The 14,235-nt window shown below is 47.4% G+C and carries 10 protein-coding genes; 6 read left to right on the top strand and 4 right to left on the bottom strand.

From position 1 onward, the window contains the following. Window positions 1-9 precede the first annotated feature (9 nt). The 5 genes from H6H02_RS11095 to H6H02_RS11075 all read left to right on the top strand — a co-directional run bounded on the left by H6H02_RS11095 (window position 10) and on the right by H6H02_RS11075 (window position 6,808). On the top strand, window positions 10-1,143 hold the full coding sequence (locus H6H02_RS11095; protein WP_190817528.1) for a geranylgeranyl reductase family protein: 1,134 nt from the start codon (window positions 10-12) through the stop codon (window positions 1,141-1,143). Window positions 1,144-1,372: 229 nt separating this feature from the next. Continuing rightward, window positions 1,373-2,215: a tetratricopeptide repeat protein gene (locus tag H6H02_RS11090; protein ID WP_190817526.1), complete on the top strand. Its 843-nt coding sequence runs from the start codon at window positions 1,373-1,375 to the stop codon at window positions 2,213-2,215. A gap of 225 nt (window positions 2,216-2,440) precedes the next feature. Then, window positions 2,441-2,581 (top strand): hypothetical protein, encoded by a 141-nt coding sequence (locus tag H6H02_RS11085; RefSeq protein WP_190817524.1) that lies wholly within the window; start codon window positions 2,441-2,443, stop codon window positions 2,579-2,581. Between the two features lie 43 nt (window positions 2,582-2,624). Then, window positions 2,625-3,083: an NADAR domain-containing protein gene (locus H6H02_RS11080; protein WP_190817522.1), complete on the top strand. Its 459-nt coding sequence runs from the start codon at window positions 2,625-2,627 to the stop codon at window positions 3,081-3,083. A gap of 266 nt (window positions 3,084-3,349) precedes the next feature. Then, on the top strand, window positions 3,350-6,808 hold the full coding sequence (locus H6H02_RS11075; protein ID WP_190817520.1) for a GAF domain-containing protein: 3,459 nt from the start codon (window positions 3,350-3,352) through the stop codon (window positions 6,806-6,808). A 109-nt stretch (window positions 6,809-6,917) separates the two neighbouring features. Here the strand turns inward: H6H02_RS11075 and H6H02_RS11070 are convergent, their stop codons facing one another. Beyond that, a complete protein-coding gene (locus H6H02_RS11070; protein ID WP_190817518.1) occupies window positions 6,918-10,166 on the bottom strand; it encodes an efflux RND transporter permease subunit in 3,249 nt (1,082 codons plus the stop codon). A 93-nt stretch (window positions 10,167-10,259) separates the two neighbouring features. After that, on the bottom strand, window positions 10,260-11,693 hold the full coding sequence (locus tag H6H02_RS11065; RefSeq protein ID WP_190817516.1) for an efflux RND transporter periplasmic adaptor subunit: 1,434 nt from the start codon (window positions 11,691-11,693) through the stop codon (window positions 10,260-10,262). Between the two features lie 312 nt (window positions 11,694-12,005). Between H6H02_RS11065 and H6H02_RS11060 the strand changes: the two genes are divergently transcribed. After that, on the top strand, window positions 12,006-12,596 hold the full coding sequence (locus H6H02_RS11060; protein WP_190817514.1) for a hypothetical protein: 591 nt from the start codon (window positions 12,006-12,008) through the stop codon (window positions 12,594-12,596). A gap of 68 nt (window positions 12,597-12,664) precedes the next feature. Here H6H02_RS11060 and H6H02_RS11055 read toward each other — a convergent pair whose 3' ends face one another. Continuing rightward, complete coding sequence (locus tag H6H02_RS11055) at window positions 12,665-13,207, bottom strand: peroxiredoxin (protein ID WP_190817512.1); 543 nt, start codon at window positions 13,205-13,207, stop codon at window positions 12,665-12,667. Window positions 13,208-13,579: 372 nt separating this feature from the next. Continuing rightward, window positions 13,580-14,185: a peroxiredoxin gene (locus tag H6H02_RS11050; RefSeq protein ID WP_190817510.1), complete on the bottom strand. Its 606-nt coding sequence runs from the start codon at window positions 14,183-14,185 to the stop codon at window positions 13,580-13,582. Window positions 14,186-14,235: the final 50 nt, after the last annotated feature.

The raw sequence follows: 14,235 nt of genomic DNA, 5'->3' as shown, positions 1-14,235 counted from the left end.
ATTAACACAATGTTTGACTGCATTATTGTCGGTGCTGGCCCAGCAGGTGGAACCGCAGCCTATCATCTAGCTAAGGGAGGACGTTCGGTTTTAGTCTTAGAAAAAGACACAATGCCGCGTTACAAACCCTGTGGGGGTGGAGTATCACCGGCGGTACAAGAGTGGTTTGATTTTGATTTTTCTCCAGCGATTTCCTTAAAACTAAAATCACTCCGTTATACCTGGAAAATGGGCGATCCAGTAGAAGTAGAGCTGGAAACAGGACAACCGATTTGGATGGTACGGCGAGACGTTTTCGACAACTTCCTGATGCAGCAGGCGCAGCAAAAAGGCGCAGAACTACGAGACAACACGGAAGTAACAGGGATTGAGTTTAAGAGCGATCGCTGGCAAGTCAACACCGCTAATGGACCCGTGGAAGGTCGCTATCTGATTGCCGCAGACGGAGCCAAAGGGCCAATGGCTAAGTGGCTGGGTTTTAAAGAGCGCAAACGGCGTCTGGCTGGAGCCTTAGAAGCAGAAGTACCCGCCCAAAATGCCAACCAGCAAAAGATTCATTTTGAATTTGGGATGGTCAAAAATGGCTATATTTGGAACTTTCCTAAAGCCGACGGGTATTCTATCGGCGTTGGCACGTTCATCGGCGGTGAACCCCAAGACTTTAAGAAAATTGTGGCTGAGTACGCCAAATCTTTCGGCGTAGAGGTTAATCAGAGCCAGCAACATGGTCATCCCCTTTGTTTGTGGGATGGCAATCAAACCCTGCATACACAAAATGCAGTTTTAGCCGGAGAAGCCGCCTGTGTTGTCGATCCATTTACGGCTGAAGGAATTCGTCCCTCAATGTTTAGCGGCTTGAAAGCAGCCCAAGCGATTGACAAATCCCTCTTTGGGGATGGCAATGCGCTGGAAGGATATACCAGCGCGATCGCCGAAGAATGGGGATCGGATATGCAGTGGGCGCAACGCTTAGCAGGAGTGTTCTACAGAGTTCCTGGGATTGCTTATCGAGTCGGTGTTAAGCGCCCTAGTGCCACTGAGCGCATGGGCAAGATTCTGTGCGGAGAAAGCCGTTACTCTGAAGTGGCAGAGAGCGCTATCAAACGCCTCAGCAAGAGCATGATACCGGGAATGGGTGGATAAAACGATTAGAGCATTTAGTTAGTAAAGGTTGACTTTTTTTGGGTGGGCTTTGCCCACCCAGATAAGATTTGGGAGGCATTGCCCACTCCACAAAATCAAATTTTTGAGCGGGTAACGCCCTTTTAAATCGTCAGTGATGAAATTTGCTCATGTGTTATATTGGGGCTTTCATCCAGAAACTTGCTAGGTTATGTCTTCTAGGACTGTAAAGTTATCCAGGTTCGGGCTGATGATTGTAGTAGCGGGATGCTTAAGCTTCCTGACACTAAGTTGTCAAAAATCAGAGGCTGACGCTAAAAAGTATGTTGACTCAGGAAATGCTTTAGCTCAGCAAGGCAAATTAAACGAAGCGATCGCTGATTACAACAAAGCCGTTGAGATTAATCCCAAGGATGCAGAAAGTTACAATAAATTAGGAACTATTCTGGTCAATCAAAAGAAATTCTCTGAAGCAAGTGATGCTTTTCAAAAGGCAATTGCAAGTAATCCTAAAAATATCGAACTATATCATAAATTAGGATTTGTTCAGGTTCAAGAAAAGAAACTGGAAGAAGCATCTGCCACTTTTAAAAAGGCAATTGAAATTGACCCGAAAAATGCCAAATCCTATAATGACTTAGGATTTATTCAGGTCAATCAAAACAAATTACCTGAAGCCGCTGCAAACTTCAAAAAATCAATTGAAATTGACCCGAAAAATGCAAGGTCATACAATGATTTGGGAGTTGCTTTAGGTGCCCAAGGTGAAAGTAAATTACCCGAAGCAACCGAGGCTTTCAAGAAAGCAATTGAAATCGACCCAAAAAGTGCAGATTCACACTATTTCTTAGGGGTTGCCTTGGTCAAACAAGGAAAGTTAAATGAGGGAGTCGCAGCTCTCAAAAAGACAACCGAAATTGCTCCGAAAGCAGCACCTGCTTACTTTGGTCTAGGGGTAGCTCTAAATCAACAAGGTAAGAAGTCTGAGTCAATCGCAGCCATGAAAAAAGCCAGAGACTTGTTTAAAGAGGCAGGTCAAACTCAGCAAGCTGAGCAAATTGACCAGGGATTGAAGGCTTTAGAAAAACAGTAACCAGTTTTGGCACTCCCATTCCTTGAAAAGAGGATAGAATTTTAAATTCAAGGAGTAGGGGCACGATTTTTGATTCAAGCAGTAGGGGTACGGCATTGCCGTACCCCTACAATAGTGTATGGATAAGTTTTTCTGGAAGTTCTGTAACTAGGCACCTAGCCGCAGGGAGATACTGAATACGGTTTAGTTAGAGGAAAAACTAACAAACAATTATTTTTAACTGAAGTGTATTCGGGAGGCACTCCCAAAGCTGGATTAGGATGTTGGCAACAGGCGCTTACCATCCTCAATTTTGATGACGGTGAATACCCAATCGGCTTAAAGTCGCCTTCCACACTGCATCTCTTGGAGCAACAAGCATGGTAGAACTGGGACAAGCACTCTTATTATTTCGACCTATTGTTTCGACATGACGATTTACTTTTATAAAGCTGACGATCCCTACGGATGTTTTTCCAACTTTTCTCCTCATGGAATTTATCTATTGGGTCAAGATTGGATGACGGTGGAGCATTATTATCAAGCACAAAAATTTGTTGGCACCGAGGATGAAGTGTTAATCCCAGCGATCGCTAGCGCGAAAACGCCAATGGAAGCCGCGACACTGGGACGCGATCGCACTCGCCACATCCGTCCGGACTGGGAACAAGTAAAAACCCAAATTATGCGCGAAGCTGTGCTAACCAAGTTTCTGACTCACCTAGAAATTCAATCCATTTTGCTTTCTACCGGCGATCGTCCAATCGTGGAGAATTCTCCCACCGATTATTACTGGGGTTGCGGTGTAGAAAAAACTGGACAAAATCATTTGGGAAAAATTCTGATGAGTGTCCGTCAAGAAATCCGACAACGGTTAGGAAAAATGTAGTGTTACTCCTTTCTAAATTTACAGATTTGGCTAACCTCAATTAGTAATTTTTTAAAACAAAATATTTTTTGGGTTTTACTAACATGACTTCAACGGGCTGTCAATACCTTGAAGTTATTTTTTTAAATAAAATGAAAGTTAATATTAAGTTTAGAAGTTTTATAAAATCAATAGTTTTACGAATACCCAGCATGACTTTTCAGTTACAAAATAGAACTATAGAAAAACATTCATGCCTGAATTTATAGACTTGGTGGATAAAAGGAATGAGCTTAAGTGATAATACGCAAACAATGCCGCAAGAAATAGACCAAGCAAGCTTATTACACGGAATCACGAATCGGATTCGACGATCGCTGGAATTGCCTGAAATTTTGTCATCAACAGTCACTGAAATTCGCTCATTGCTTGCAACCGACCGCGTGATGATTTATCGGTTTCATGCTGATGGCAGTGGAGAAGTGATTGCTGAAGCAATTGATAACAATCGCCTCCCATCCTTAATCGGGCTAAATTTTCCGGCTGATGACATTCCTCCCCACGCCCGTGAGATGTTTCTGAAGGCTCGTCAGCGCTCAATTGTCGATGTTTACCAAGGCTTAATTGGTCTGAGTTCCTTGGATTGCGCCGAGACGGGTGCTGCTTTGAACGTGGAAGATGTTCGCTATCGCCCAGTCGATTCCTGCCATATTGAATATCTCACGGCAATGGGAGTCAAATCTTCCCTAGTGGTGCCGATTCTGTATCATGATGCTCGCACGCAGGAGACACAGCCGGAACTATGGGGTTTATTAGTCTCTCATCATGCTGAATCGCGTTCGGTTTCGGAACAAGAACTGCAAATCGTGCAGTTAGTAGCGGATCAAGTTTCAATTGCGATCGCTCAATCCACCTTGCTGGAACTCGCCTGCGCCCAAGCAACGCGGGAAGCTCGGATTAACCGAGTCGCCACCCTGCTCCATGCGCTGCCTACGATTCAGCTTTCTGAAGCCCTTGCGGAAACGGTTGCCGCCTTTCAAGGTTCTGGTGGCAGAATTTACATCGCAGCTGAAAACCTACGTCAGGCAAGCCTATTTGTCTGCGGCGATCAACCCATGCTAGGAGCCATCGGCAAAGATCGTCCCCTTGAAGAGCATCCCGTTTGGCAAGAATATGTAAAGTTACAAGATCCTGCCTGCAATCCCATCAAGGCAGTGACGGATCTCTATAAACAACCTCATCTGCGAGTCATCGCGCCAGCATTCCGCACGACTCAGATTCGTGGCATCCTGATTGTGCCCCTTCAGTATCGACAACAGGGTCTGGGATACTTGTGCATTTTCCGCAATGAAATTGACACGGAAACTTTGTGGGCTGGAAATTTTGACTCGGATCAGCGACAACTGCAACCCCGTAACTCCTTTGAGGCATGGAGGGAACTGAAACGAGGCCAAGCACAAGCGTGGACACCGGAAGAAATTGAACTCGCTCAAGCCTTGGGTCATCACTTCTCAATGGCGATTGAGCAGTATCTACTGTACTTGCAAGTGCAGTCTCTAAATACCAACCTCGAACATCAAATTCAAGAGCGAACCGCTCAGCTGCAACAGTCCTTAGATTTTGCAAAAGTCCTCAAGGAAGTCACAGACCAAATTCGCAGCACTCTGGATTTAGAGAAGATCCTCCAAAGCATTGTGCAAGAAGTCAGGAAACTGCTAAGCACAGACCGAGTGGTAATTTACCAGTTCACCAGAAGTTTGCAAGGGGAGGTGGTTGTAGAAGCGGTGACAGGCAGTTGGAACTCAATTCTGGGAGAGATATATGAAGATAAATGCTTTCCTCAGGAGTACGCCTCTGCTTACCAGCAGGGAAGGGTTCGAGCAATTGATAACGTAGCTGAATCAGATTTGCATCCCTGTCATATAGAGTTTTTACTAAAAATTCAGGTTCAAGCCAACTTAGTTGTCCCAATTAAAATGGGAGAACAGCTATGGGGGCTACTCGTTGCCCATGAGTGCCAAGCTCCTAGGGAATGGAAGACTGCTGAAATTGATTTGCTGCAACAGCTGGCAAATGAAGCCGCGATCGCAATTCAACAAGCCGAACTCTACCAAAAAAGTCGCACTGCTGCTGTCACCGCCACCGCCCAAACTCGTCGCATCGAGCAAGCAGCGGAACAACAAAAAGCACTATTTAGAGTAGTTACTAAAATTCGAGACTCTCTGAACCTCGACACCATCCTCAAAGCAACCGTGACTGAAGTTCGGCAACTGCTTAACACCGATCGAGTCGGCATTTTTCGGTTCGATCCGGAGTCGAACTGGGAAGCTGGAGAGTTTGTCTCTGAGGATGTTCGAGATGGTTTTGTCTCGGCTTTAACCCTGAAAATCTGCGATCGCTGCTTTGGAGAACAATACGCTCAGCAGTATCATCAAGGTCGGATTCAGGTGGTTGCTGACATTTACGATGCAGGCTTAACAGATTGTCACCTCCAACTTCTCTCCCTATTTCAAATTCGAGCTAACTTAGTGGTGCCACTGCTCAAAGGAGACGTTCTTTGGGGATTGCTTTGTATTCATCAATGCTCCCAAACGCGACACTGGGAAGCCCCGTCTATTGATTTTGCTACCCAGGTTGCCGCTCAACTCGGCGTCGCGCTACAGCAAGCCGAATTACTCACTCAAACCCAACACCAAGCAGAACAACTCGCTTTTGCCCTCCAAGAATTACAGCAAACCCAAACCCAACTGATTCAGACAGAAAAAATGTCGAGTTTGGGACAACTAGTGGCAGGCGTGGCTCACGAAGTCAACAATCCGGTTAATTTTATTTACGGTAATCTCATTCACGTTGGCGACTACGTAAAAGATTTGCTCGATCTGTTACATCTCTACCAGGAGCGTTATCCCCAGATCGATCCGGAGGTTGCTAAGCAGGCAGAAGCAATCGATTTGGAATTCATTGCTGAAGACTTGCCCAAAATGCTGTCGTCGATGAAGGTGGGGGCTGACAGAATCCGTCAACTGGTACTGTCTCTGCGGAATTTCTCTCGCCTTGACCAAGCCGAGATGAAACGGGTGGATATCCATGAGGGTTTAGACAGCACGCTGTTAATCTTGCAACATCGACTCAAAGGGAAGGGCAAGGCTCCCAGTATTGAAGTTGTCAAGGCTTATGGCGATCTGCCCTTAGTTGAGTGCTATGCCGGTCAGCTCAATCAAGTGTTTATGAATGTCCTTAGCAATGCGATTGACGCGCTGGAGCAGCAAAACGACTGGGATCAAACTTCCTTCCTGATGGCAACTGGAGAAGCTGCTGGTTCTGTGCAGCACACCAGTGGGACAGATGCCGTCCTCACCCAATCGGAAGTTAATACTTCACCCAGTCAGATTACTATCCGCACCTTTTTGAAAGAGGAAGCAAAAAGAATAAAAGATGAAAAAATTAACGATGAAAAAGACACGATAAAGCAGGAAACAGATTCTTCCATTCAGCCTTTTATCGATCATCCTGCTCATGTGGTAATTCAAATTATTGACAATGGCCCTGGTATGCCAGAGGCGGTGCAGGCGCAAATCTTCAATCCTTTTTTCACAACCAAGCCGGTTGGTAAAGGCACTGGTTTAGGACTGTCAATTAGCTATCAAATTGTGGTGGAAAAACATGGCGGCGTCTTTAAGTGTTCTTGTCAACCAGAGAAGGGTACTGAGTTTTGGATTGAAATTCCCGTTCACCCACAAAGTTGAAAGAAGCAAAAGTTGAAACAAGCAATTGATGCTAGGGCAAAAAGCGAACAAGAGCAATCAAGCGATCGCTCTTGTGTCAAGCACTAGACTCCGCTGAAGACAGCATCAACTAGAACTTGCGATCGCTAGAAAAAGTTTTCCGGGCAAATTTTCTAGAGAGCGAGCGCTGCCATTTTAGTACCTGCTTGCTGACTGGGAACTGGTGCAGCAGCACATAGAAGCAGGGAATAATAAACAAGGTTAGCAGCGTTGCCAGAGATAGACCGGAAAACACCACAACGCCTAGCGGTTGCAGAAATTCTGAGCCTTCCCCGATTCCTAGCGCCAACGGAAACAAGCCGAGAACCGTGGTGATGGTGGTCATCATAATCGCTCTCAGGCGCATGGGAGCCGCTTTTAAAATCGCCGCTTGTCGGTCGATGCCTTCCTGTTCGTGAATCTGGTTAGCCAACTCCACCATGATGATGGCGTTGTTCACCACAATCCCCACCAGCAGCACCGCACCGACTAGCACCGTAGCACCGATAGGGGTTTGGGTGATATAAAGCCCCAGAATGCCCCCCGCTAAAGCCAGCGGCACCGTGAGCATAATGACCAAGGGGTCAATCAAGGAGTTGTATTGCACCGCCATAACCACGAAAACCAAGAAAGCAGCTAAACCTCCTAAAATTGTCAAGGAGTTTTGCAACTGCTGATTCGTTTCCGCTGTCGAACTGGGAATCACGCTCACGCCTTCGGGTAATCGCAAATTCCCTAGTACCTCATCTACCTCTGTCAGGGCGTCGCTGAGGTTAGCTCCTTCACTCAGACTACCCGCAATGATAAAAACCTGTCGTTGGTTAATCCGCTGAACTTCACCGGGGGCTTGACCTTCGGAAATTGTAGCGACATCACCCAACCGAACTAAGCTGTTGCTATTGACAAATAAGGGTATTTGTGCAAGTTGCGAAGCGCGTTGCACGGATTGCTCATTGAATTGGACGCGGACATCAACTAAGCGATCGCCTCTTTGCAACTGAGTTGGGACTGACCCCTCGATTGCTGTCTGAATCGTTTGCCCAATGTCTTGCGTCGTCAAACCCAACTCTTCTGCACGCTCCCAATCTGGTCGAATCTGCACTTCTGGTTGTCGAGAGTCAGCATCAGGTCGGAAAGTTGCACTTTTTACCTGCTCATCCAAGGCTTGCAGCGCTTGCCGCCCCGCTTGTTGCAACCGCTGCTCATCGTTTCCCTGGAGGATGATATCCACATCCGCCCCCCGCACTGGCGAGTTACTGAGGATAATCCCCCGTACCTGACCGGGATTCAGTCGCAGACGAATCCCCGCCAAATTAAGCTTGTTAAACTCCTGATTGACTTTTTCGACAAACTTCTCGACATCGGTACCTGATTTGAGAGTAATTGAGCTGGAAGCTCGTAGGGGATTGGCATTGGTGTTGCTGCCGAACAGAGAACCTCCGGCTGTACTAAATACATAGTCGCTTTCTGGCTGTTTAACCAAAATTTCGTCCACCAGTTTCATCACTTTTTGGTTAGTTTCCACGCTAGTTCCGGGAGGAAACTGGGCAAACAAATTGGCTTGCCCCGTATTAATCCGAGGCAAAATTTCTTGGGGAATTTGACCGACCATCCACAAACTACTGCCGCCGAAAAGCAGAATAATAGCGGCGATTACTAATAACCGATAACGCACGACTCCAGTCAGAAAGCGAGTATAGCTGCCAGTCGCTGCCTCAAATCGGCGGTTAAATTCCCGCAAAGGCCAAAACTGACCCACTCCACTCGACCACTGGATTGCCAACAACCGAGAACTGAGTGCTGGCACCACTGTCAGCGCCACCAATAGAGAGGCAGCTACAGAAAAACTAATGGTAAGAATTAATTCATTAAATAGCAGGGAGAAAAAGCCACCAATCAGCAAAAACGGCAGCACAGACACCAAGTTAGTAGTGGTAGAGGCAATTAGCGCCGATTCCACCTCGCGACCGCTACGTTCTGCTTGATCGATTACTTGCTGGCTATTCATCCGGGCTTTGCTATCCTGACCCGGAGTCATGCCAGCACCTTCGGCAATTGTCTCCATCATTACGATAGAGTTGTCTACGACAATCCCCACACCCAGAGCCAAACCACCTAAGCTGAAAATGTTGATGGAGAGTCCAAATAGCTGCATTAAGATAATCGCCGCAATGGTCGCGAGGGGAATGGCGATGATAATAATTAAAGTTTGACGGGCGCTACCGAGAAATAGCATCACCGCCACCGCTGCCAACCCTGCACCGAGCAATCCGGAACTGGTCACGTTGGAGATCGAGTTGCTGATAAATTTCGACTCATCCAGCGTTGCCAGCAGTTTCATGTCTTCGGGAATTACCCCAGCTTGCCGCAGTTCTTCGATCCGTTTTTTAACTCCATCCACAACCTCGATAGTATTGGCATCTGGCTGCTTTTGGATGCTGAGTTTTACCGCTGGTTGCCCATTCAGATAGACAAATACCCGCTGGTCTTCTGTCCCATCAATGACTTCGGCAAAATCTCTTAGATAAACGCGAGATTGTGGTAAAAGCGCGGGGCTTTGTCCTCCTACTGCGCTGGCGGTTGGGGAACCAACTTCAAAGGAGAGATTGCTAATTTCTTGGGCATTCTGAAAGCGTCCAACAGTACGGGTAAGCGGTTCGGAGTCAGCGCCTTGCAAGCGACCGCCAGAGACATCCTGGTTGCGATCGCCTAAAGCATTTAACACGTCTACCAAACTCACCCCTAGCGCCTGTAAGCGATTCAGGTCAATTTGCACCCGGACTTGTTCTTCCACCCCACCTGCAACATCGACAGCAGCGACACCATTGACGACACCGAGTTCGCGGGATAATTCTTCATCGGCAAGGACTCGCAACTCCGCATCCCCCAGCGAAGCAGATTGTAGCGCCACTTCGTAAACGGGCAGCTGGGAGGGGTCAACTTTAAATAAGCGGGCATCTTCGATGGTACTGGGGAGTCTACTGCGACCCCGGTTAAAGGCAGCCGTGGCATCGTTTAGTGCCTGGTCAATGTTCCCTCCCGGTTCAAAATACAAGTCTAAACTTACCTGCCCTTCGCGGGTTTGGGAGTAAACTTGTACCACTCCTTGTGTGGCGCTTAATGCTTCTTCTAGCGGTTTGGTGACTTCATCAACTGCCACTTCTGGGGAGATTCCAGGGGCGTCTACCCGCACGCCAATCCGGGGATAGGTGATAGACGGCAACAAATCAACTTGGAGTCGGGAGAGAAAGAAGACTCCAAGCACCAACGTAGCGATGGTGAGCATGAGTGTGCCGATGTGACGGCGGATAGCGATCGCGCTTAGGCTAAATCCAGACATAATTATTTTGAATTTTGAGTTCTGAATTTTGAGTGAATTCGGAATTTTGAGTGAATGCGTGAGTTTTGAATTAAGAAGTCAAAACTCAAAACTCTAAGGCTTTGGAGTTTCTGATAAAACACTTAAGCTTACAAGTTCGCCATCCTTGAGCGGCTTACCAGCGCGGCTGACAAATCGCTCTCCCGGCTTTAATCCCGACAGAATTTCTACTTTTCCATTTACGCGATCGCCTACTGTCACCGATCGAGCTTGCACTTTTGGTTGTTGCCCTTCACGAGTCACAACAAACACCGTCGCCTTGCTAGGTTTTGCATTTTCTTTGGAGTTGGAAGCGCTCTCTCCCTCGCTTCTTGCCTGTCCCCCTTGTGCCTGCCCCCCCTGTGCCTGTCTCCCTCTCCCTCCTGCTTCTTGCAGCGCCGTCTGCGGCACCACGACCCGTGGGGACGTATTTGAGGCAAAGCTGACCCGTGCCAACAGCCCACTGCCGATCTCACCATTAGGGTTGGCAATCGTGACTTCTACCGGCACTTGACGAGCCGCTACATTCGCAGCCGGAGAAATGCGAGCCACTTGTCCAAGAAACTCCCTGTTCTTGAAGGCGTCTAATTGCACCCGCACCGATTGTCCAGCCCGGATATTTGACAATTCCAATTCTGAAACTGGCACCACCACTGTGACGCGGCTGAAATCTCCAATTTTCAAGATTTCACTCCCTGGGTTTGCTAAATCGCCCGGTTCTAACCCTTTAGAAACGACAACCCCGCTAATGGGGGAAGTTAATACTGAATAGGATTGCCGTTCGCGATTTTGAGCCAGTACAGATTGTTGCGCCTTGACTCTGCCTTGAGCCGCTACAACTGCTTGCTGTTCTGTCGTCACCTGTGCCTGAGCAGAGAGCAAAGCTTGTTGAGCCGTTTGAGCTTCGGTTTGAGCTAATTCTGCTTGTTGCTGAGCGATCGCACCCTGTCTCGCCAAGCCTGCCAGTCGAGCCGCATCCCGCTGTGTTTGCTGCAATGCAACTTTTGCCTGTTCCACCTGTGTCCGTGCATTAGCTACCTGAGTTCGGGCGCGGGCAACTTCCGCTTGAAGCGTTGCGAGTTCTGCTTGCGCCTGATTCACGCTAGTCAATAAGGTGGTGTCATCTAACTGGGCAACAATTTGACCCTGCGCGACCCGATCTCCCACATCTGCTTTAAGAGATAGCAGCCGTCCTTCCACTTGGGGTTGCACCGAGACTTCTCTGAGTGGGCGAGTGGTGCCGATGAATTTTACATCTTCTTGGAGCGATTCGCTGCGAGCGATCGCCACATCCACTGGCGTAGGTTTTCCTTGCCCCCCTTGTTGCCCTCTGGGAGATTGAGCCTCCGCTTCTGCTTTCGGCAGAATGCCACAACTGGTCAATCCAGGTATCCCTAAAACAGCAAATATCAATATAAATAGGGGAATTTTTTGATTTTGCCGTTGCCTTGTTAATTTTTGACTCGGTTGCTGCCGAGAGGCTGGAGCAGCAGATATATCAGGAGACATACGCTTAAGTTGCACTTGGGTGTTTCACTCAGGAGACGGTTCGGACTTGCATTCGGCGGGGCAGTCCAGCGGTGAGATGCACGGGCAACAGGTTAGCTCTGTGCCTGCCTGTCTATTTAGACTGCTGATAGTTTACAAACGTTCACTTTACAAATCATAAAGTGCAAAGACCTTTCTATAGGTCAGTCTTAAGGGCGGATCTTGAGAATCTGCTTTCTGGTGTTGGGCGAGCGATCGCCCTGAGCCGCATTCCAGCTGCTATGCTTTTTTTTAAACCCTTGACAAAATCTCGAATCCTTGCATTACAAATTCTTGCGGGTTAAAAAACTATATCTGTCAGTCGTTCTGGCAGTGGCTGGGAGTGTAGTAATTAGGGTATCTGAGAACGTGCCCGTACAGGCTCGTCCCGCTCCTGTATTTACTCCCCATTTAGAGACTATTCAAAGCAGCATCCCGCCTGGGTTGATCATGCGCTTGCCGTCCCAAATTCTACTCAGTGGTTTCGCCGATGTAGATCCTTCCGAGTTGGTTGTCCGTGTCTTCCCGTCAGAAACCCCATTAATTTATACTGTTAGCCTTTTTACCTGCTACAGTAACCCTCAACCGTGCTTAGTCGGCAGTTTTTCGGTTGAGAGAAAGGCCTCGCCCAATGCAATAAGAGAATTAGAAAAACATAAAACAGCAGGCGATCCCATCACCTTAAGGAAAGATATTAGAGGATATCTATTAGAAGGGCAGAAACAAAAGCCATCCTATGAGTTTTCCTCAGTAATGTGGCAGCAGGATAACTTTATTTATCGCATTAGTTTTCCCACGATAGAACGGTCAAATATCCTACTGATGGCGAATTTAATGGCTAACGATGTGCCGCTTTTCCGCAGGTTTTCTCGTCCACTTCCCTGATGCTAATTCCCAGTTGCGTTCAGACAGAGTAGGGTCTGAACGCAACTTGTTGGCATGATTCGAGGAATCTACAATCCGCTGAGCGTCTCTAGCAGCTTCTCCACTTCAGCATTATGGTCGAGGAAGGAGAACAAATGTTTATAGCGCAGAATTCCCTGTTTATCCAGTACGAATTGGGCTGGCAGAGGCGCACCCAAAGCTTGACCCGTACAGTAAGCTCGAAACGTCCGACAACTGGGGTCGCTGAGCAAGGGAATCTTTAAACCCAGGTCTTTGACAACCGTTTTACTCTGCGGTTGGTCGGTACTGGTAATCATCAACACCTCGACGCCCAAGCTGGTAAAGCGCTCGTAGTTTTCATTCAGCGCTTTGATGTGAGGAAAGCAGAACGGACAATACTGCTTTTCGGTGAAGATGCGGGTGAAGGCAAGGATTACAGGTTGCTTTCCCCTGTAATCCGATAACTTAACTTTCCCTCCGTTAGTAATATCCGGCAGTTCAAATGCTGGAGTCGTTTCTCCCAGGTTTAAACGGCTGGTTGCCGGTATCGGCAAGAAATTTTCAAAGAAGCGTTGATTTAACAGTCCGCTAAAGTCAGTAGATGTCAGCATCGGTATATCATTTTGGTCTTATTGCTGTAATTGTAATAGTTCTTTACTTTTTTGCGAACCGGGGCGAATCGTGGACGAGAAAGCGATCGCATCCTTCATCCCCAACAAAAATCGCATCCCTGAGTGACTAACTTAAGCTCTTGGCGTATCCCCGTTATCAACTGAGAGTTTTTCCAACTACTAAACTAACTTTGATGTTGTATCTGCTTGCGCCTTCCGGAAAATTTGTAGCGATGGAACTTAAGTGAAGGAAACAATCATAAAAAAATAAACCCCGATACATCTAACAAGAAAAATCTCATTAGATGTATCGGGATTTTGATTTATTCACGACTAAATCAGTCCTAAAACTGACTCGCCACCAGCAATTTTTTAGACGGCAGAAAAGAAGACCTTTGACTTGACGGGGTCGGGAACCATTGTCTTGTCACCCGGTTGCCAACCAGCGGGGCAAACTTCATCGGGGTTAGTCTGGACGTACTGGATTGCTTGCAGCGTCCGCAGAGTCTCATCGACGTTGCGACCAAAAGCGAGGTTGTTAATCGTAGCGTGCTGAATCACGCCTTCTTTATCGATGATGAACAGCCCCCGGAGTGCAATGCCTGCCTCTGGATCGAGGACATTGAAAGCAGCACTAATCTCTTTCTTAATATCAGAAACGAGGGGATAGTTTAGGTCGCCGACGCCGCCGGATTTGCGGTCTGTTTGAATCCATGCCAAGTGGGAAAATTCACTGTCAACAGAGACCCCAAGGATTTCAGTGTTGAGATCCTGAAATTTTGAATAAGCGTCACTAAAAGCTGTAATCTCTGTTGGACAAACGAATGTAAAGTCAAGGGGATAGAAGAACAAGACTACATACTTGTCACGATAGTCAGACAGTTTGACCGTCTTGAATTCCTGATCGACCACAGCGGTTGCGGTAAAGTCTGGGGCGGTTTGTCCAACCCGAAGACAGCCTTCTGTGTGGTGGGTCATGAATAGATTCTCCTTAAATGGAATAGATTTTGCATTGACTCGTGCTGAGT

Source organism: Coleofasciculus sp. FACHB-1120, assembly GCF_014698845.1.
In the GTDB taxonomy this organism is placed as follows: domain Bacteria; phylum Cyanobacteriota; class Cyanobacteriia; order Cyanobacteriales; family FACHB-T130; genus FACHB-T130.
The sequence above is the reverse complement of the archived record's forward strand: the minus strand, read 5'-3'. Positions and strand labels throughout refer to the sequence as shown.